16 protein-coding genes are annotated in these 19,592 nt (G+C 68.2%); 8 read left to right on the plus strand and 8 right to left on the minus strand.

The genetic code is table 11. From position 1 onward, the window contains the following. Positions 1-538 precede the first annotated feature (538 nt). Positions 539-1,732 (plus strand): benzoate/H(+) symporter BenE family transporter, encoded by a 1,194-nt coding sequence (locus tag ACGFZ3_RS15275; protein WP_392922928.1) that lies wholly within the window; start codon positions 539-541, stop codon positions 1,730-1,732. A gap of 13 nt (positions 1,733-1,745) precedes the next feature. Here ACGFZ3_RS15275 and ACGFZ3_RS15280 read toward each other — a convergent pair whose 3' ends face one another. The 4 genes from ACGFZ3_RS15280 to ACGFZ3_RS15295 form a co-directional block, all read right to left on the minus strand. Next, positions 1,746-3,911 carry a lytic murein transglycosylase gene (locus ACGFZ3_RS15280; protein WP_392922931.1) on the minus strand — a complete coding sequence of 722 codons (2,166 nt, stop codon included), beginning with the start codon at positions 3,909-3,911 and terminating at the stop codon, positions 1,746-1,748. Between the two features lie 67 nt (positions 3,912-3,978). Further along, the gene (gene egtD / locus ACGFZ3_RS15285) at positions 3,979-4,953 is read right to left on the minus strand and encodes an L-histidine N(alpha)-methyltransferase (RefSeq protein ID WP_392922934.1); all 975 of its coding nucleotides are present in this window, start codon (positions 4,951-4,953) and stop codon (positions 3,979-3,981) included. Further along, complete coding sequence (gene egtB, locus ACGFZ3_RS15290) at positions 4,950-6,242, minus strand: ergothioneine biosynthesis protein EgtB (RefSeq protein WP_392922937.1); 1,293 nt, start codon at positions 6,240-6,242, stop codon at positions 4,950-4,952. The genes egtD and egtB overlap by 4 nt, the downstream gene beginning before the upstream one ends. Before the next feature lie 84 nt (positions 6,243-6,326). Next, entirely contained in the window at positions 6,327-6,716 is a 390-nt protein-coding gene (locus ACGFZ3_RS15295; protein ID WP_392922940.1) for a YchJ family metal-binding protein, read from the minus strand. A 59-nt stretch (positions 6,717-6,775) separates the two neighbouring features. Here ACGFZ3_RS15295 and ACGFZ3_RS15300 point away from each other — a divergent pair, with 59 nt between their 5' ends. Next, entirely contained in the window at positions 6,776-7,552 is a 777-nt protein-coding gene (locus tag ACGFZ3_RS15300) for a sulfite exporter TauE/SafE family protein (protein ID WP_392922943.1), read from the plus strand. 5 nt (positions 7,553-7,557) lie between these two features. Here ACGFZ3_RS15300 and ACGFZ3_RS15305 read toward each other — a convergent pair whose 3' ends face one another. The 4 genes from ACGFZ3_RS15305 to folE form a co-directional block, all read right to left on the minus strand. Continuing rightward, on the minus strand, positions 7,558-10,929 hold the full coding sequence (locus ACGFZ3_RS15305) for an ATP-binding protein (RefSeq protein ID WP_392922946.1): 3,372 nt from the start codon (positions 10,927-10,929) through the stop codon (positions 7,558-7,560). A 19-nt stretch (positions 10,930-10,948) separates the two neighbouring features. Continuing rightward, on the minus strand, positions 10,949-11,650 hold the full coding sequence (locus ACGFZ3_RS15310; RefSeq protein ID WP_392922949.1) for a DUF4194 domain-containing protein: 702 nt from the start codon (positions 11,648-11,650) through the stop codon (positions 10,949-10,951). Then, complete coding sequence (locus ACGFZ3_RS15315) at positions 11,637-13,106, minus strand: DUF3375 domain-containing protein (protein ID WP_392922952.1); 1,470 nt, start codon at positions 13,104-13,106, stop codon at positions 11,637-11,639. Before ACGFZ3_RS15315 ends, ACGFZ3_RS15310 begins: the two co-directional genes overlap by 14 nt. A gap of 94 nt (positions 13,107-13,200) precedes the next feature. Then, positions 13,201-13,803 (minus strand): GTP cyclohydrolase I FolE, encoded by a 603-nt coding sequence (gene folE / locus ACGFZ3_RS15320; RefSeq protein ID WP_068847956.1) that lies wholly within the window; start codon positions 13,801-13,803, stop codon positions 13,201-13,203. Between the two features lie 129 nt (positions 13,804-13,932). Between folE and ACGFZ3_RS15325 the strand changes: the two genes are divergently transcribed. The 6 genes from ACGFZ3_RS15325 to ACGFZ3_RS15350 all read left to right on the plus strand — a co-directional run bounded on the left by ACGFZ3_RS15325 (position 13,933) and on the right by ACGFZ3_RS15350 (position 19,586). Next, the gene (locus tag ACGFZ3_RS15325; RefSeq protein ID WP_392922956.1) at positions 13,933-14,388 is read left to right on the plus strand and encodes a MarR family winged helix-turn-helix transcriptional regulator; all 456 of its coding nucleotides are present in this window, start codon (positions 13,933-13,935) and stop codon (positions 14,386-14,388) included. An 82-nt stretch (positions 14,389-14,470) separates the two neighbouring features. Beyond that, a complete protein-coding gene (locus ACGFZ3_RS15330) occupies positions 14,471-14,680 on the plus strand; it encodes a DUF1656 domain-containing protein (RefSeq protein ID WP_392922959.1) in 210 nt (69 codons plus the stop codon). Continuing rightward, a complete protein-coding gene (locus tag ACGFZ3_RS15335) occupies positions 14,677-15,591 on the plus strand; it encodes an efflux RND transporter periplasmic adaptor subunit (RefSeq protein WP_392922961.1) in 915 nt (304 codons plus the stop codon). Before ACGFZ3_RS15330 ends, ACGFZ3_RS15335 begins: the two co-directional genes overlap by 4 nt. Continuing rightward, complete coding sequence (locus tag ACGFZ3_RS15340) at positions 15,588-17,099, plus strand: efflux transporter outer membrane subunit (protein WP_392922964.1); 1,512 nt, start codon at positions 15,588-15,590, stop codon at positions 17,097-17,099. Before ACGFZ3_RS15335 ends, ACGFZ3_RS15340 begins: the two co-directional genes overlap by 4 nt. A gap of 3 nt (positions 17,100-17,102) precedes the next feature. Beyond that, on the plus strand, positions 17,103-19,127 hold the full coding sequence (locus ACGFZ3_RS15345; RefSeq protein WP_392922967.1) for an FUSC family protein: 2,025 nt from the start codon (positions 17,103-17,105) through the stop codon (positions 19,125-19,127). 36 nt (positions 19,128-19,163) lie between these two features. Beyond that, the gene (locus ACGFZ3_RS15350; RefSeq protein ID WP_392922970.1) at positions 19,164-19,586 is read left to right on the plus strand and encodes a hypothetical protein; all 423 of its coding nucleotides are present in this window, start codon (positions 19,164-19,166) and stop codon (positions 19,584-19,586) included. Positions 19,587-19,592 lie beyond the last annotated feature (6 nt).

Genomic DNA, 19,592 nt, shown 5'->3' on the forward strand with positions numbered 1-19,592 from the left:
CGTCTGCAAGATGGACAAATCATCCTTCCTGCAGGCGCCTTCACAAGATACCTGCGCATACTGTCAAAGAACGTGGGAGTCGGCCTCAGCGCCTTTCTCCGTATGCCCCGACGTTTCCGTCGTTGCGAGCCGCCCATTATAGCCGGCTTTTCCGCTTCGTCAACACCCTTTTTCGAGGGCCGCCTCACCGAAGTGGACGTTGTTGCCGATGCTGCTTCGTCGTGCGACCCGAAGGCCTTTTCGTCGAAGCGAGCCGCCTATTATGTCAGGCTTTTCGTTTCCGTCAACACCTTGTTTCGAAGGATGTCGCCGCCGCTTTGGCGTGGTGTTCACCGGGGTGAAGACCGCGTCGCAGCGAGGGAGCGAATACTAAAGACTTCTCGAAATTCGTCAAGCGCTTTTTTCAAATCGTACCGACCAACGGCCGGTACCTGCCGTGTGTGGGCACAGCGCCAACGGCGATGCGCAGCACGCGCGTTGCGCGTGCTGCGCAGGGCTGCCAACAATGCAGCTTCTTGTGGCCAGGGAAGCATGCGTCATGTCTGCGGTTGCCAAGCGTTCGTTGTTGCGCGATCTCTCATTGCCCGCGGTGGTCGCCGGCTTCATTACCGTGCTGGTGGGCTTTGCCAGTTCCGCGGTGATCGTGTTCCAGGCCGCACAGGCGGTCGGTGCAACGCAGGCGCAGATTGCCTCCTGGATGTGGGCGTTGGGGCTGGGCATGGGCGTGACCTGTATCGGGCTCTCGCTGCGCTACCGCGTGCCCGTGGTCACTGCATGGTCGACCCCCGGCGCGGCAATGCTGGTGGTGGGCACCGGCGCGGTGGCCTACAGCGATGCCATCGGGGCCTTCGTGCTGGCTGCGGTATTGGGGATGCTGGCCGGGTTCTCCGGTGTGTTCGCCAAGGTGATGCGCCGCGTGCCGATGGCGTTGGCCGCCGGCATGTTGGCCGGCGTGCTGCTGCGCTTCGGGCTGGACGTGTTTGTCTCCATGGGAACGCAGCTGGGCATGGCGCTGGCGATGTTCGCCACATGGCTGGTGGGCCGGCGGCTGTTCCCCCGCTACGCGGTGATCGCCACTCTGGTGGTAGGCGTGGGCGTTGCTGCCGCACAGGGCCTGCTGCATGCCGAACAACTGCGGGTGGAACTGGCCACGCCGGTGTTCACGTGGCCCACCCTGTCGTGGCCGGCGGTGTTCGGCATCGCCCTGCCCCTGTTCGTGGTCACCATGGCCTCGCAGAACATTCCCGGGGTCGCAGTGATCCGTGCCTCCGGCTACGACACCCCGATCTCCCCCGTCATCGGCTGGATCGGCGTGGTCAATACGGTGTTGGCTCCGTTCGGCGCATACGGCCTCAACCTCGCGGCGATCACGGCAGCCATCTGCATGGGACGCGAGGCGCATGAGGATCCGGCCCGGCGTTACACGGCCGCCGTGGCCGCTGGCGCCTTCTACATCGTGGTGGGCCTGTTCGGGGCGACGGTGGCCGCCGTGTTCGCGGCGTTCCCGAAGGAGCTGGTGGCCTGCGTGGCCGGCATCGCGTTGTTCGGCACCATCGCCAACAGCTTGGGCATGGCCCTGCGCGAGGAAAGCGATCGGGAGGCTGCACTGGTCACCTTCCTGGTGACCGCTTCGGGGCTGTCGCTGGCCGGAATCGGCTCGGCGTTCTGGGGCCTGGTGGCCGGCGGCATCTGCTTGGTGGCACTGCGGCCGCGCGCTCGCGCCCTGCCCTGAGCGCTGGCCGCGCTTACAGGGGCAGGACGCGGAGGGTCTGTACCAGGCTGTGCCGCGCGCCCGGGGCCAGGGTGACCACGTCCGGGCCGGCGTTGGCCGCCTCCAGGCACACGTAATCCTTCCAGCCGGCACCGACGTCGGCCATCCTGGCTGCGCCTGCTTCACCGGGGTTCCAGGCCACCAGCGAGCGGCTGCCCAGGGTGGTGATCTCGATGCTGCGCTTCAGTCCCGGGTCCTTCAGCACGTAGCGGCCGCCGGCCTGGGTATAGATGCGGTCGCTGCGGCCGGGGTCGCGCGGGTCGTTGAGCGACCAGTCGCCCTGCTGGGTGCGCGGGGTGGCGTAGTTCTCGAACTTGTCCAGATAGGTCAGGCCATCCAGCCCGGACACGCTGACCTGCATCGCATCGCTGACCTTGAAGTAGTTGTGCAGGGCCTGGGTGAAGGTGACCGGCTGACGGCCGGTGTTCTCGGTGACCAGGCGCTGTTCGAGCGTGCGGCCGATCCGCAGCTGCATGCTCAGGCGCAGGTCCAGGGTCTCCAGCGCGGGCGGGGCCAGGGTCAGCACCACGGTGCCGTCGGCTTCGCGCTGCGCGGTCTGCAGGGTCCACGGCACATTGCGCACGAAGCCGTGCGAGGGCACGTCACCACCCTGCCCCTGTTTGCCGAAGTACGGCCAGCACACCGGGCTGCCGCCGCGGATGGGGGTGGGCAGCGCCTGCGCGGTGGGCGACAGCCACAGCACGTCCTGGCCGCCCTTGGGAATGAAGGACAGCAGCTGCCCGCCAAACACGGAGATCGCGGCGGTGGCCAGCGGGGTTTCCACCTTCCAGGCCGGGAAGCCCTGGATGTCGACCATGCTCAGGCCGTCGAGCCTGGGCAGCGCGGCGCCGGGGGCAGCCGGCGACTGCACGAGGCGGGCGTGGTTGGGCGGCAGGGAGAACGCGGTGCTGTCGGGCATGGCGGTAGTGAGCTTGGGTAGAGGGGGTGCGCTGCGCAGCGCGGTAAGGATGCGTTGGCCGGCGCGGCCGTCCGGGTTGCTCCAGCCCAGCGCCTGCTGTTCGGTCTGGATGGCGCGCCTGGTTGCGGTGCCGACCATGCCATCGGCGGCACCGATATCGTGGCCGCGTGCGAGCAGCAGGGTCTGCAGCTCGCGGCGTTCGGTGCGGCCAATGCCGGGATCGTCGGTGGGCCAGGCGGCCACGATGCCGGGGCCGCCGCGCAGGCGGTCGGCCAGGGTGGCAATGGCCAGGGCATAGCTCTCTGCGGCGTTGTAGGCGTAGATCGCATCGTAATTGCGGAACACCAGCCAGGCCGGGCCCTTGGCGCCGGTGGGCAGCAGCAGCGCGGCGTTGGCATCCTCGGGCAGTCCCGCAGGCGCGAGCGTGCCGCCGCCGATGGGGGCGATGCCCAATGCCCGCCAGGCCGCCAGCGGCTTGCGCTGGGTACGCCCGGCCAAGCTGGCGTTGAAGCCGGCGGGGATCGTTACTTCGATGCCCCACGGCTGGCCGGTACGCCAGCCGGCCTGCTTGAGATAGTTGGCGGTGGAGGCCAGCGCATCGGGAATGCTGGCCACGAGGTCGCGGCGGCCATCGCCATCGCCGTCCACCGCGATGCGCGCATAGGTCGAGGGCATGAACTGGGTATGGCCGAAGGCGCCGGCCCAGGAGCCGGTCAGGCCATCGGCACTCAGATCACCGGCGTCCAGCAGCTTGAGCAGGGCCAGCAGCTCGCCGCGGAAGAACGGCTGGCGGCGGCCGTTGCAGGACAGGGTTGCCAGCGACTGCAGCAGCGGGCGCTTGCCGAATACGCGGCCGTAATCGCTCTCCACGCCCCAGACCGCGACGATGGTGGCCGGATCGACGCCGTACTGCGCGGATACGCGCGCGAGCAGGTCGCGGTGCTGGTCCAGGCGGGCGCGGCCGTCGTCGACACGCTGGGTATCGACCAGGGCGGCCAGGTAATCCCACAGCGGGGTGGTGAATTCGGGCTGCGCATCCAGCAGCGGCAGCACGCTCAAGTCCGGGGTGAGGCCGGCGGTGAGCCGGGTGAACCCGGCCGCGCTGACACTCTGCTTGAGCGCCTGCGGCTGCAACGTGGCCAGGCAGCGATCGAAATCGTCCTGCGGCGCGGCAACGGCAGGGGTGCCGGCCAGGCACAGCGCGCCCAGCAAGCCGACCATGGTGATCCTCATTGGCGTGAATCCCTGCAGCCAAGTGTTACCGCATCATAGCGGCAACCCGTGCGGTTCAGGCCCATTCCAGCAGGCGCAGGCCGAATGCCGGGGCATCGGCGTTCCACTGCGTGCGCACGCGCAGGCCGGCTTCGGCGATCAACGCGGCGAACGAGGCATCGGTGTACTTGTGGCTGTATTCCACCGTCATCGCTTCCCCGTCGGCGAAATCGAACGCGCGGCCGGCCACGTGCACCCGCTGTGCGCAGCGGCTGACCAGTTCGGTTTCAATGCGCAGGCGCGGCACGCTGTAACGGGCGCGGTGCTCGAAGCCATCCAGGTCGAAGTCGCTGCCGATCTCGCGGTTGAGCCGGCGCAACAGGTTGAGGGTGAACGCCGCCGTTACCCCGGCCGCGTCGTTGTAGGCCGCTTCGATCTGCGCCGGATCCTTGTGCAGGTCGATCCCGATCAGCGCGAGGCCGGTGCGACCCATGGTCTGGCGCATGGCATCGAGCAATGCCACGGCATCGTCGTGGGCGAAATTGCCGAGCGTGGAACCGGGGAAGAACAACAGCCGACGCGCCGGTTCGCGCTGCGGTTCGGGCAGCGTTACCGGGCGGGTGAAGTCAGCGCAGACCGGCAGCATCTCGATCTCCGGCAGCGCTTCGGCCAGGCGTGCGACGCTGTCGAGCAGCGCCGCGCGCGAGATCTCGATCGGGGTGTAGGCCACCGGATCGGCCAGCGCATGCAGCAGCCGCTCGGTTTTGCGACCGCTGCCACTGCCCAGTTCCACCACGTGCAGGTGCGGCCCCACGGCGCGGGCGATCTCGGGGCTGACCTGCTGCAGCAGCTGCAGCTCGGTACGCGTGGGGTAGTACTCGGGCTGGCGGGTGATCTGCTCGAACAATTGCGACCCGCGTGCGTCGTAGAAATACTTGGAAGGCAACTGCCGCGGGTCCTGCGACAGACCGTGCAGGATGTCGGCGGTGATCCGCGCGCGGTCCGGTTGCAGGTCGGTCAACGCATCCAGGGCATCACTCACAGTGCTCATGCGGCATCCTTGGCCAGGCGCACGCCGGCGAACTGCCAGCGCGCCGACGGTGCGAAGAAATTGCGGTAGCTGGGACGGATGTGGTCGGCCGGGGTGGCGCAGCTGCCGCCGCGCAGTACCCACTGCCCACACATGAACTTGCCGTTGTATTCGCCGAGGTTGCCCTCGAAGGTGCGGAAACCGGGGTAGGCCCCGTAGGCACTGCTGGTCCACTCCCACACATCGCCGAACAGCTGCAGGGGGCGGTCGTGCGCGCTGTCCTGGTCGGGCGCGGCCGGATGCAGGCGCTCGCTGTCGGCGAAGTTGCCCTGCGGCGCCTGCCCCGCGGCGGCGGCTTCCCATTCGAATTCGGTGGGCAGGCGCGCACCGGCCCAGCGGGCGTAGGCGTCGGCTTCGAAGTAGCTGAGGTGGCAGACCGGTGCATCGGGGTCGAGCGCGCGCCAACCCGCCAAGGTGAACTCGCGCGCCAGTGCCTCATCCCAGTACAGCGGGTGCTGCCAGTGCTCCTGCTGGCACAGGCTCCAGCCCTCGCTCATCCAATGGGCGGGCTCGCGATAACCCCCTGCTTCGACGAAGCGGCGGAACTCGGCGTTGCTGACCGGGCGGTTGGCCAGTGCATGGGCGGGCACCAGCACACGGTGCACGGGCGATTCGTTGTCGTAGGCGAAGGCAGCATGCGCCGGCCACGCGGGCGCGCCGATCTCCACGATCTGTTCCGGGCTGTGGATCCACGCCAGCGGCGAGGCGGTGCCGGTGCTGCGCGGCAGGTCGTCGCGGTAGGCCGGCTGCAGCGGGTTGCTCCACAGCGCGTGCTTGATGTCGGTAAGCAGCAGCTCCTGGTGCTGCTGCTCGTGGTGCAGGCCCAACACCAGCTGCCGGGTGGCCTGTTGATCCAGTGCATCTGCCTGAAGCGCGGCCAATACGCGCTGGTCGACCAGGCTGCGGAATCGCAGCACTTCGTCCAGTGACGGCCGTGACAGCAGGCCGCGCTGTGGCCGTGCATGGGCCGGGCCGATGCTCTGGTAGTAGCTGTTGAACAGATAATGCCAATCGGCGTCGAAGGGGACGTAGCCCGGCTGGGTCGCCAGCACGAAACGTTCAAAGAACCACGTGGTGTGGGCCAGGTGCCATTTGCTCGGGCTGGCATCGGGCATGCTCTGCACCATCGCATCTTCGGCGCTGAGCGGTGCGGCCAGGGCCACGCTGCGGGCACGTACCCGGGCGAACTGGGCCGCCAGTGCGGCGGCAGCGGTGGCGGCGGAAGGGGGCGGGGCAACGACGGCGTTCATCGCACGAAGGATCGGCGAGCACGGGTGAGCGCGATGTCACGGCGCGGCGTACGCGGTGTTACGCCGCCCAAGTTGAATAGGCGGTCAGGGCAGCGCGTCGAGATAGAACCAGCGCCCATCGAAGCGCACGAAGCGGCTGTGCTCCTGCATCTTCACCGCGCTGCCGCCGCCGATCCGGTAGCGCGCGGTGAAGCGCACCTGGGCGTGGTCGGCATCCTGCAGGGTGTGTTCGTGCACGGTCAGGCCCAGCCAGCGCGTGCGCTGCCCGGCCGGTTCGTCCAGCGACAGGGTTTCCGGGCGGGTATCGGGGTGCCAGCTGGCCAGCAGGTACGCCGGCCGTTGCCGCACGTAAGCGCTGTAGCGCGAGCGCATCAACGCCTCCGCATCGGGTGCGGCCTCGCCGGCGTGGAAGCGGGCGCAGCACGCGGCGTAGGCAACGGGGCGGCCGCAGGGACAGGGATCGGCAGGGGTCATGGGCGTATTGTGCCGCGAGGAGGCGTATGCTGGCGCGCTTTCCGCCCAGATGCGCTGCCGTGTTCGAGCTGGTTCCCCCTGAGCTGTTGTGGTTGGTGGCGATCGCCTTCATCGCCGGCCTGGTCGATGCCGCCGTCGGTGGCGGTGGGCTGGTGCAGTTGCCCGGGCTGTTCACGGTGCTGCCGCAGCACACCCCGGCGATGCTGTTTGGTACCAACAAGTTCAGTTCGATGTTCGGCACCGCCGCAGCGGCGTTCCGCTACGCGCGCAATGTGCGCTTCCCCTGGCGACCGGTGCTGTTCGCGGCCGCCACGGCCTTCGTGTTCTCGTTCGCCGGCGCCACGGCGGTGAGCCTGCTGCCCAAGGACGCGGTGCGCCCGCTGGTGCTGGTGCTGCTGGTGGCGATGCTGGGCTACACGCTGTGGAAGAAGGACTTCGGCGCCCTGCACCGGCCGCGCGAGATCGGCCGGAAGGAACTTGCCGCGGCGCTGGCGATCGGGGCGGTGATCGGCTTCTACGACGGCTTCTTCGGCCCGGGTACCGGCAGCTTCCTGATCTTCCTGTTCGTGCGCTTCTTCGGGCTGGATTTCCTGCGCGCCTCGGCCGCCTCGAAGGTAGTCAACCTGGCCACCAACGTGGCCGCGATCTCGTTCTTCGTGCCGACCGGCAACATCCTGTGGCTGTTCGCGATTCCGATGGCCACCGCCAACATCGTCGGTTCGGTGGTCGGGACCCGGCTTGCCCTGCGCGGCGGCACGCCGTTCATCCGCAAGCTGTTCGTGGGCCTGGTGGTGGTGCTGATCGCCCGGATGGGCTGGGACACGTTCGCCGGCTAGGCAGGTCAGTCCTCGACCTGCCCGGCAACGGCGCGGGTGCGCTCAGGAAGCTTGAGCCGCTTGCCTTCTTCGTCGTACTCGATCAACAGCACGCCGGAGTCGTGGCGGCCGCTGATCTCGACGAAACAGGCGCCGCCGATGAAAGGCTCCAGCGTCATCACCGATTTCAGCGGGGTGGCCACCACCATCTGGAAGCCGAAGTTCTCGAAGATGTTCATTGCCAGGGCGGTGAACTCGTTGTCGGCCTTGTCGAACGCTTCGTCCAGCACCACGGCAGCGTAACTGGGCAGTTGGCTGTCCGCTCCGCCGAGCTGGTAGCGCAGGGCCGCGGCCAGGCAGGTGGTGGCCAACTTCTGGCGCTGGCCACCGGATTTGCCGGCGCCGCTGCGGTAGATCTCGACCTGCTGGCGGGTGGCGGCGTCCAGTTCCACGCCGATGAACTCCACATGCAGGCGCACGTCGAGCACGTTCTCGCGCCAGCGCTTGTCCTCGCCCTCCTGCGAGCCCAGCCGCTTGACCAGCTCGCGCAGCACCGCGAACTGGTTCTCGGCGACGTCGCGCTCTTCGGTCTGGTGATGCGACAGCACTTCGCGCAGGTGCTGGTGGAACTCGAGCACTTCCGGCAGGCGCCGGTCGCTGAGCTCGATGGTCAGCAGGGTGCCGCGGTTGAAGGGCACCTGCTCCAACGAGGCATTGACCTCATCCAGGCGCTGGCCGATCGACTTGCGCGCTTCGGCGCTGTGCCGCTGCAGCGCAAGCAGGTTGTTCTTGCTCTGGTTCTGCAGCAGGTCGAAGAAGCGTTCCTCGTGCTGCGGCAGGCCATCGCGTTCCAGACGCGCCAGACGCGCCAGGTAGTCCTCTGCGGAAGCCACCGAGGCGGTGAAGTCACCGGACTCCTCCGGCCAGGCCTGCGCGAAGCGGCGGAAGCAGCCGACCAGCTGGGTCTCGACCCGGTGTACGTCCTGCTGGGACGCGGCCAGGCTTTCGTTGATGCCCTTGCTGATCTCGCGCATGTGCGCTTCCAGCGTCTCCAGGCTCAGCCCGCCGAGGAGATCCAGGCGCTTCTTGAGCCCGGCTTCCTGGGTGGCGCCCAGCGCCGGCAGCACCAGGGCGCGGCTGCGCTGGCGCTGGGAATCGAGCTTGTCGCGTTCGCGCGAGAGCTGGATGAGCTCGACCCGGGTGTCCTCGTAGGTGCGCCGTGCCTGCACGATGTCCGCACGGGCCTGGTCGATCTGCTGGGCCAGCCGGGCCAGGTCGGTATTGCCTTCGCGCAGTTCGCGCAGCGCCGCTTCGATGTCCTGCAGGCGTTGCATCGCCGTGGCGACGTCCACCTCTTCCCATACCACGTTCACCAGCTGGTGGCAGGCCATCCGACGCTCGTTGTCGAGGTCACGCTGGCCGCGCAGACGCGCAACGTCTTCATCGCAGGCGGCGATGCGCTGTGCCAGTTCCTGCGCTTCGCGGCGGAACAACGCCAGCTTTTCCTGGTTGTTGAAGCCCAGCAGCCAGCGGCGGCGATCGCCGATGGCGCTGCGGTCATCCTTTTCAAAGCGGTCGCCGGGGTGCTTGACCTGGCCTTCGCGCGAAATGCCGCGTTCGACATCGCGCAGCTGTTTGGCGTCAACACACTCATAGTCGAAGCGCTTGCCCAGCTCGCGGCGCAGCCATGGCTCGAACACGCTGTCGCGCAGCTCCAGTTTGTGCAGCAGCGAGCGCGCGGACGGCGAGCGCGCGATTGCGTCTTCGTTGCGGCGGACCCGGTAGTAGGTCAGGCGCATGCCAAGCTGGGTGCGATTCACCCAGGCGTTGATGTCGTTGTAGTGCTTGTCTTCGACCAGCAGCGACTGTGCAAAGCCAAACAGCACGCGCTCGATCGCTCCCTGCCAGGCACCCTGGTCCTCGTGGACCTGGATCAGTTCGCCCACGAACGGCAGTGCGGACTCGGGCACGCCGGTTTCTTCGGACATCCGGCTGCGCAGCTTCTGCAGCGGCGCGGGAATGCTGGAGGGATTGCGCTCCATGGCCTCCAGTTCCGCGCGGACATCGGCGAAACGGCGGGTATCGTCCTGCTTGCCTGCCTGGCGCTCCGAGATGGCGTCGTCCAGCGCTGCGGCGGCCTGCTGGCGATTGTCGAGTTCGCCCTGCGCGCGCGCGATCAACGCAGCAAAAGCATGGGCGTCATCGGGAAGCTCGTTCTGCAGCTTGGCGGCGGCCTGGCGGGCCTGCTCGCGCTTGGACTGGCGGCGATCCTGCTCGGCCTGGGCCCGGCCCTGTTCGCGTTCGAGTTCCTCGATGCGCTCGCCGCCCTGCTGGCGGCGCTGCAGCTCGAGCTCGGCCAGGTGCTCCTCATGGTTGGCCAAGGCCTGCCGGCGCTGGGATTCTTCGCCCTGCAGCCCCCGGTTGCGCACGTCGATTTCCTGCAGCCGCTTCTCCAGCAGCAGCTGCAGGCGCGACTCGCGAAAACTGTCCAGTCCGAGTTTGAGCGTTTCCTCGTCGGCACGCTGCAGGTTCAACGCCTTCAGTTCGGCATGCAGCGCGCGCGCCGGCAGCAGGGTTTCGACCTGCTGGCGGGCGGTGACCACCGACTTGTGCGCGCCATCCAGTTCGGCGAAGTCGCTGACCAGCCGTTCGGCGGCATCGAAGGTGCGCGGCGTATCGAGCATGAAATCGCGCAGGAAGACGTTCAGGTCCCCCAGGTTCTTGGCCGACTGCGTCTTGTGCAGCAGGCGCAGCGCCATCTCATTGTCGATGCCCAGCAGGTGCCGGAAGCGCTCGGCGTAGCCGGTGAAGCTGTCGAAGTGGTGCACATCGCCCAGGCGCTGCTTGAGCTTGCGCAGGTCCAGGTCGAAGCCGCCCAGGTCCCTGGCGATATCGAACGGGCGCTCGGCGATCAGGTAATGCTTGCGCACATCGGCGGCGGCCGCGCCATTGCCGGCGATCCAGAACAGCCGTACCAGGCTGACCACGCGACCATCGCCGGCGCGGTATTCCAGCACCAGCGCCGTCCAGGTCGCGCCCTTGCGCAGGTACTGGGTAGCGATCTCGCCGGTGCCGCGGTCCTGCTGGTCGGCCCACGCGCCACGCACGTAGGACACCAGGTTGCGGTCGCGGCCGCTGCGTTCGGCTTCGCGTGCCGCTGCGTTGAAGTCCACGATCGACGGCGGCACCAGCATCGCCGACATGGCATCAAGCAGGGTCGATTTGCCCGAGCCGGAACGGCCGACGAACAGGAAGCCGCGCTCGGCGATCGGGACTTCGGTCAGGCCGTTGAAAGTGCCCCAGTTATGCACCTGCAGCCGGCGCATGCGGAACTGCTGCTGGCGCGGATCCGGCAGCCCTTCGGTGAACAGGGCGGGAGTGTTCTTGGAGATGGCCATGCGTTATCGGTCGTTCCGTTCAGGCTTTGGCAGCAGGGGTTTCGCGCAACTGGCGGTATACCGACGAGAGTGCGGACACATCCTCGGCAGAGAACAGCAGCTTCAATGCGGGCGATACTTCGTGCCGGTCTTCCTGACCCGCCAGGCGGGTCAGGATGTGGTTCTCTTTCATTTTCTGCACCGCCGCCGCGACGCGACGGTTGAACCCGGCGCGGTCGGTGGAGAGGTTCTTCTCATAGATCGCCAGCGCTTCGGCCATCTCGCTGTCGGCCACGACGGCGCGGTGACCGCGGGCGTCGGCCTCGGCCAGCTGCTGGCGCAGGTACAGCAGCAGCACCGAGTCGATGAAGGTCAACGGCGAGCTGCGCAGCAGCACCGGCGCTTCGACGTCTTCGGTGTCGGCCTGGCGGGTGAAGGCCACGCCGCTGTCACGGTCCAGCACCAGTTCCAGGAACAGGTCGGCCAGCGACGAACGGATGGCCGCCTCGCTGCGGATCAGCGCAGGCCACAGCTTGGGGTGGCGCAACTGGTCGATGCTCGGGCCGATCAGCAGCTGGCACAGCGCGCGGCGCCCATCCAGCGGCAGGCGGCCGGTATCGCCCAGGTAATAGACGTCGTTGTTCCGCCGCGGCAGCGGCGTAACCACCACCGGCTCTGCGTCAAGGTCGTGGGCGGCACCGTCGATCAGGGCGGCGTCGTTGGAATCTTCATGCCAGTTCATGGCGTTTCTCCTGGGTGAACCAAACCAACGGGATACGGGCCCGCCGCCACTGTCCATCACCACCACGCCAATGCGCGGTTTCCTGTTCGCCTTCCACTACCGTGCCGTGGCGCGTGCCCAGCGACAGGTAGCCGATCACGCTGCCCAACCCCTGCGGCGCGTCGCGCTGCGACAGGGCCTGGGCGATGCTCAGCTTCGGCTGGATGGCCAGCAGGTCATGCAGGTCGCGGCGCAGCGTGCGGAAGTCGATCTCTGACGAGGCCACCAGGTCGCCGACGCTTTCCAGCGAAATACTTGCGGCCTCATTGCGCTGCACGCTGCCATCGATATGGGCGCTGCGCGGGTCATGCAGTTTCCACTGCGACCACGAGCGCAGGCGGCTGGTGGTCAGCTGCAGGTCACGGCCGATCGGGCGCTGGGCGGTGAACTCGTCACGCAGCGCCAATGCTTCGGACTGCGCCTGCTTGAGCAGCTGGTTGAGCCGGCGCTGTTCCAGGTAGCCACGGCTCTGCACGAAACCGCGCAGGCTGCGGGCGAAGTGCTGCAGGACATCGTGGACCTGGCCGCCGCGCTCGAGCATGGTGGCGGTGAAGCCGCGCAGGAACGCGCGCTCGTCGCGGTCCAGCTTGCGGGCGAAGCCGCGGGCGAGCACGGTCTCCAGCGCTGCATCCAGCTGGGCGCTCTGTTCGGCATCGTTGAGCAGGCGCCAGAAGGCCTGGAAGCTGCGCCCGGCGTCGCTGTCGCCAATGACGTCCACCCCTTCGAACAGCCGCGACAGCACGTCGCCGCGCTCGCTCTCGTCGTCGATGATGCGTTCGCGGAACTCGCGGTTCAGGCGTTCGAAGTCGTCGCGGACGCGGCGGAAGTCTTCGGTGAGATCGTCAGCCAGGCCAATGATCTGCCGCGCCCGTTCCAGCGCGCGCTTGCCATCGAGGGTCGCCACCCGGCCAACGCCGACCCGCGCAATCTCCGCGTCGATGCGGTCGCGCTCGTCACGCAGGGCCGACAGGCGCGCGTCCGGGTCCGATTCGGTCTGCGCAGCCAGCTGCGAAAGCTGCTCGATGACCAGCGCCAACCGGCTTTCGGTGGCCGCCACGCGGCTCTGCTCCAGGCTGTCGGCGAAACGGATCGCCTGCAGCGCCCGGGTGGAGAGCTCGTACTGCTCCTGGTCGGCGCCCTCGGGCAGGCGCCGCTCCAGCCACCCCTGCGACAGCCAATGGGCAATGTAGGCCTGGGCGGTGCGCGGCAGCTCACGCGAAAGTTCTTCGCCGTTGAGCTGGTCCAGTGCGCGCTGCAGGCGCTCGTGCAGCACCGCCGCCGGCAGGGTGCGCTCGCCGTCCATCAGCAGGCTCTGCAGCAGGCCGATGATCTCCGGGGCGTTGGCGGCGGCCAACAGTTTCCACTGGGGCTGTTCGCGCAGGGCGCGGTAACGGGTGATACGTTCGCGGTGCTTCATGCAGCCAGGACATCCGAATAGACGCCGCACGGCCAGGTGCCGCGCAGCGGGAGGGGCACCGGCCCGGCACGATCATGCCGGGCGCGCGGGATATTCAGCGCTTGCCGCCCACTTCAATGAAGCGCAGGAACTCGGCCCGGGTGCGGGCATCCTCGCGGAAGCTGCCCAACATCTTGGAGGTGACCATGCTCACGCCGCGCTTGTGGATGCCGCGGGTGGTCATGCACTCGTGCGCTCCTTCCACCACCACACCCACACCGATCGGCTGCAGCACGTCCTGGATGCACTGGGCAATCTGCGCGGTCATCTTTTCCTGGACCTGGAAGCGGCGGGCATAGGCCTCCACCACGCGGGCCAGCTTGCTGATGCCCACCACCTTGCCGGCCGGCAGGTAGCCGACGTGCACGCGGCCGATGATCGGCGCCATGTGGTGTTCGCAGTGGCTTTCGTACTCGATGTCGCGCAGCACGATCAGCTCGTCGTAGCCGGCAACCTCTTCGAAAGTCCGTTCCATGTAGGCGCGCGGGTCGTCGCGGTAGCCGCTGAACCAGTCGCCGTAGGCTTCGGCAACGCGCCGCGGGGTGTCCAGCAGCCCTTCACGGGTGGGATCTTCACCGGCCCAGCGCAGCAGGGTGCGCACGGCCGATTCGGCCTCATCCTGGGTCACCGGGGTCACGTCGTTGTCTTGTTTGCTCATTACATACAGCACCCGAAGGGGGGCGAGCATCGTACCCGACAGACCCCCCGGGCGTCCCCCGGGCGTTGGGCTGCGGTTGGGCTGGAGGTATAGATAGGAATGAAATTAGTAGTATCCTATCTATCTGCCATGAAACGCTCCCTCGACGAACGCACCCAGCTGCAGATGCAGCTCAGCTCCGGCCTGCTCCACTCAGGGCGGCAATGGCAGCGCCTGGCCGACCAGGCCTTGGGCAGCTATGGCATTTCGGCCGCCTGCACCATGCCGTTGCTGATGATCGGCCGTGCCGGCGGTGGTATCCGCCAGGTCACCCTGGCCCAGCAGCTGGGCATGGAAGGCCCCTCTCTGGTGCGCCTGCTGGACAAGCTGTCGGCCAGTGAACTGGTCCGCCGCGAGTGCGATGCCAGCGACCGCCGGGCCAACCTGCTGTGGCTGACCGATAAGGGCGAGGCCTTGGTGAGCGAGCTGGAAAGCCAGCTGATCGGCCTGCGCCAGGACGTGTTCGGCGAGCTGACCACCGATGAGCTGCGCACCGTGCTGAAGCTGTGGAAGCTGCTGGCCGATGCCTCCGACCGCGTGACGTAAGCCGCTGTCCTGCCCCACCTCCCGGTGTTGTCCTGCGACGCCGTGGTTTCCCCTTTCCGCTTCCTGCGAACTTCCTGCCCCGATGTACGGTGAATTCAGTCTCTATGGTGTGTTCATCCCGACCCTGCTCGGGCTGATGCTGCTGGCCTACCTGCTCACCAGCGGGTTGCGCCTGGTCCTGCAGCGCACCGGCGCCTACCGCCACATCTGGCACCCCGCCCTGTTCAACCTGGCCGTGTACGTGATCGTGCTCGGCGGGTTGTTTTCCCTGATGCGTTGGATGCAATCGTGAACAAGATCCTCAAGCACACCTTCCCGGTCGTCCTGACCGTCGTCGCCGTCATTGCCGCCCTGCTGGTGCTGCGCCACCTGTGGTCGTACTACATGGACGAACCGTGGACCCGCGATGCGCACGTCAGCGCCGACGTGGTGCAGGTCGCCCCGGATGTGTCCGGGCTGGTGGAAGCGGTGAAAGTGGCCGACAACCAGCCGGTGAAACGCGGCGAGGTCCTGTTCGTGGTGGACCGCGCGCGTTACCAGATCGCGCTGGAGCAGGCCCAGGCCACGCTGGGCGAACGTCGCGCCACGCTGGAGCAGCTGCGCCGCGAGACCGCCCGCGACCGCCGCCTGCAGGACCTGGTGGCGGCGGAGGACGCCGAAATGCGCCGCGCCAAGCTGCAGGCCGCGCAGGCGTCCATGGCCACCGCGCAGGCCGCGGTGGACCTGGCCAGGCTCAACCTTGCCCGGACCGAGGTGCGCAGCCCCAGCGACGGCCACGTCAACGACCGCACCGTGCGCGCCGGCGACTACGTCACCGCCGGCCGCCCGGTGATGGCGGTCCTGGACACCGGTTCGTTCCGGGTGGACGGCTACTTCGAGGAAACCCGCCTGCGCGGCGTGCATGCCGGGCAGAAGGTCGACATCCGCCTGATGGGCGAGGCGCAGCCGTTGCAGGGCCACGTGCAGAGCATCGCTGCCGGCATCGAGGACCGTTACCGCAGCGAGGGTTCCAGCCTGCTGCCGAACGTGACCCCGGCCTTCGACTGGGTGCGGCTGGCCCAGCGCATTCCGGTACGCATCCACATCGACACGATTCCCACCGGCGTGAACCTGATTGCCGGGCGCACCGCCACGGTCACCATCGAGCCGGACACCGCCACGCCCTCCCCCACGCCGGCGCAACCGGCACGGGCGGCCCTGTGAACCGCCCGACCCTGCACCGCATCGCCTTCGCCCTGGCGCTGACCAGCAGCCTGGCCGCCTGCCGCACGGTCGGCCCGGATTACGCGGTACCGGCCGGTTCGGCGTTCCAACGCCCCGAGGCCAATGCGGCGTTCATCGACACCGCCAACCCGCAGGTGGCAGCGGGCGCCGAGCTGCCGGCACGCTGGTGGGAGCTGTACCAGGACGCCACGCTCAATGGGCTGGTGGAACAGGCGCTGCGCGACAACGTTGAACTGAAGGTGGCAGATGCCAACCTGCGCCGCGCCGCCGCCGTGTACGAGCAGGCGCTGGATGCCGGTGGTTTCGAATACGAAGCCGAGGCCGGGGTGAGCCGCGCGCAGCTGTCGGCCGAATCGTTCCTGCTCGAACACGAGCTGCCGCCAATCAACCTGGCCGACGGCAAGTTCGCGGTGTCCTATCAGGTCGACCTGTTCGGCAAGCTCAAGCGAGCGGCCGAAGCCGCGCGCGCCGACGAGCAGTCGGTGGCCGCTGCGATGGACCTGGCGCGGGTTTCGCTGGTGGCCCAGGTGGCCGGCAGCTACGTGGAGATCTGCCACGCCAACCACGAACTGCACGTGGCCGAACATTCCCTGCAGCTGCAGCAGCGCAGCCGCGAGGTGACCCAGCGGCTCATCAGCGCAGGACGTGGCACGCCACCGGAGCTGGCACGCGCCAATGCGCAGGTGGCGATGCTGCAAGCCGCGCTGCCGCCGCTGCAGGCGCAGCGCCAGGCCTCCGAATACCAGCTGGCCGCCCTGCTCGGCCGCACCCCGGGCCAGCTGCCCGAGGGCGTGAGCGCGTGCGACCAGGCCCCGACCCTGGCCCAGCCGCTGCCGGTGGGCGATGGCCGCGCGCTGCTGCAGCGCCGCCCCGACATCCGCCAAGCCGAACGCAAGCTGGCCGCCGCCACCGCTCGGATCGGCGTGGCCACCGCCGAGCTGTACCCGGACATCCGCCTGGGCGCGTCGCTGGGCGCGGCCGGCCTGCTCGCCGATTTTGGCGAGCCGCTGACACAGCAATGGTCGTTGGGGCCGCTGATCTCGTGGACGCTGCCGTCCTCGGGCACCCACGCGCGCATCCACGCCACCGAAGCCGGGGCCGATGCGGCGCTGGCCGAGTTCGACCACAGCGTGCTGCAGGCGCTGCGCGAAACCCAGACCGCACTGAGCCGGTATGCACACGACCTGCAGCGCCTGCAATCGCTGCAGCAGGCGCAGGCGCAGGCTGCGCTGGCCGCCGAGCAGAACCGCCGGCTGTACCAGGGCGGGCGCACCCCGTACCTGTCCAGCCTGGACGCCGACCGGACCCTGGTGTCGGCCGATGCCACGCTCGCGCAGCAGCAGGCGCAGGTCTCGCGCGACCAGATCCAGCTGTTCCTGGTCCTCGGCGGCGGCTGGAACGCCGATGCGATGGCCAAGGCCCAGGTAGCACCGACACCGACGGTAGTGCCCACGGTTGGTCGGGGTGCGGTCAATCGGCAGAACTGACCCATGCTCCTGCTAGACCGCCACGCCTGGCTGTTTTCGGTAAAGACCTTCCTGGCCGCGCTCGCCGCCCTCTACATCGGCCTGGCCGGCAACCTGTCACGCCCGTACTGGGCGATGGCCACCGTCTACATCGTGACCCAACCGATGCTGGGCCCGACCCGGGCCAAGGGCGTCTACCGCATCGTCGGCACGCTCATTGCCGGCGCGGCCACGCTGTGGATGCTGCCGCACCTGGTGGAAACCCCGCTGCTGCTGAGCGCGGCGATGTCGCTGTGGCTGTCGGCGTGCCTGTTCATCGCCCTGCTCAACCGCGGCCCGCGCGGTTACGCGTTCCTGCTGGCCGGCTACACCACCGCGTTCATCGGCTTCCCCGCGGTGACCTCGCCGGACACCATCTTCGACACAGTGGTGGCGCGCAGTGAAGAAATCATCCTGGGCACGGTGGTGGCGGTGCTGTTCGCCTCGCTGTTCTTCCCCACCTCGGTACGGCCGATGCTGCGCGCGCGGATCGGCAACTGGATGGACGATGCTGCACAGTGGTGCCGACAGATCCTGCTGCGCGGCCAGGCGCACGGCCCGCGCAACCGGCTGGCGGCCGACCTGGTGCAGTTCGAGGCGTTGATCGCGTTCCTGCGCCGCGATGATCCGCGCCATGCCGGTGCAGCGGTGTCGATGGAACGGCTGCGCGAACGCATGCTGCTCATGTTGCCGGTGCTGTCATCCATTGCCGACCGGCTGGGCGCGCTGCGCGCCGGGGGCCGCGCGCTGCCGCCGGGGCTGGAACCGCTGGTGGACGACATCACGCACTGGCTGGAGCGGCCCGGCCGTTCCACTGCCGAGGAGTCCGCCGCCCTGCGCGCGCGGATCCTGGCGCTGAAGCCGGCGGTGGATGGGGAACTGGACCACCTGCTGCTGGTGACCCTGCTGTTGCGCCTGGAAGAGCTGGTGGACCTGTGGCAGGACTGCGCCACCCTGCAGGACGCCATTGAACACGGCAGCGCGCCACGCGATGCCGCCCACTTCAGGGTGCGGGCCAAGCGCGTGGGCGGCGCGCGCCACGTGGACTACGGCATGGCGCTGTTTTCTGCCGCCAGCGCCGGCGTCGCGCTGATGACCTACTGCGCGCTGTGGATCGGGCTGGGCTGGGAAGGCGGTGGCAACGGCGCGATGATGGCCGCGGTGGCCGCTGCGTTTTTTGCCGCGCAGGACGACCCGGCGCCGAGCATGCTGCAGTTCCTGCTCTGGGCCGTCGTTGCGAGCCTGGTGGCGGCGGTGTACCTGTTCGGCGTGTTCCCGGCGGTGCATGATTTCGGCAGCCTGGCACTGGTGCTGGCAGTGATCTTCCTGCCACTGGGGCTGCTGCTGCACCAGCCCAAGACCGCGCTGATCGGGCTGCCGTTGACAGTCAACCTGGTGGCGCTGCTGAACGTACAGAACACCTACAGCGCCAACATCCAGAGCTTCATCAATTCGTCGGTGGCGATGTTCATCGGCATTGGCTTTGCCGTGGTGATGACCCGCCTGTTCCGCTCGGTGGGCGCTGAATGGACGGCTCGCCGGCTGGTGCGGCAAGGCTGGAACACGCTGGCTGAAGCGGCCGAGGGCCGCGGCCGGCAGGACCGCCAGCAGTTCGCGGCGCGCATGCTGGACCTGCTGGGCCTGCTCGCGCCGCGCCTGGCCGCCACGCCCGAAGGAAGCGACATCGCTTCGGTGGACATGCTCACCGAGGCGCGCATCGGTCTGAACATCCTGCAGTTGCGCCGCGCACGGCATGGTTTGCCGGCGGCGAGCAGGCAGGCGATCGAGGCGATCCTGGACGATGTGGCGACACATTACCGCGCCCAGGTGGCGCTGCGCCGGCCACAGCCTGCATCGCCCACGTTGCAGGCCAGGCTGGAGGCGTCGCTGAAGCGGGTCCAGACGGTGGAGGCCGGCAAGGCGCGTGATGAAGCGCTGATGGGGGTGCTCGGACTGCGCTATGCGTTGTTCCCGGAACCGCCGGCGGTCACACAGGGGGGAGTATCCTGACGCCCTGCATTCCTGCATGGAACAAGGTGATCCCCAATGAGTTACGACGTGATGGTATTCGACCCGGCCGTGGCGCCGCGCGACGCCGAGGCATTCCTGCAGTGGTATGACGCGCAGACCGAATGGAACGAGAAGCACGGGTACGACGACGCTGCCGTCTCGGTGCCGGCGCTGCAGGCCTTCTTCACCGAGCTCGCCGAAGACTTCCCGCCGATGGACGGTCCGCTGTCCGATGACGAGGACGACCGCCCGCAGGTGACCGACTACAGCATCGGCACCCATGTGATCTATGCCTCGTTCGATGATGAGGTGGCCGAAGACGCGCATGGCCAGGTGCAGATCCTGGCCAACAAGCACCAGGTAGGATTCTTCGATGTCAGCGGCGACGGTGCGATCGTGTACCCGGACGGTACCGTGCTGATTCCCGGGGGAGAAGAAGAAGAGGAAGGCGACGCCTGATTCTGG

It is taken from the genome of Stenotrophomonas sp. NPDC047960, from assembly GCF_043204395.1.
Classification (GTDB): Bacteria; Pseudomonadota; Gammaproteobacteria; order Xanthomonadales; family Xanthomonadaceae; genus Stenotrophomonas.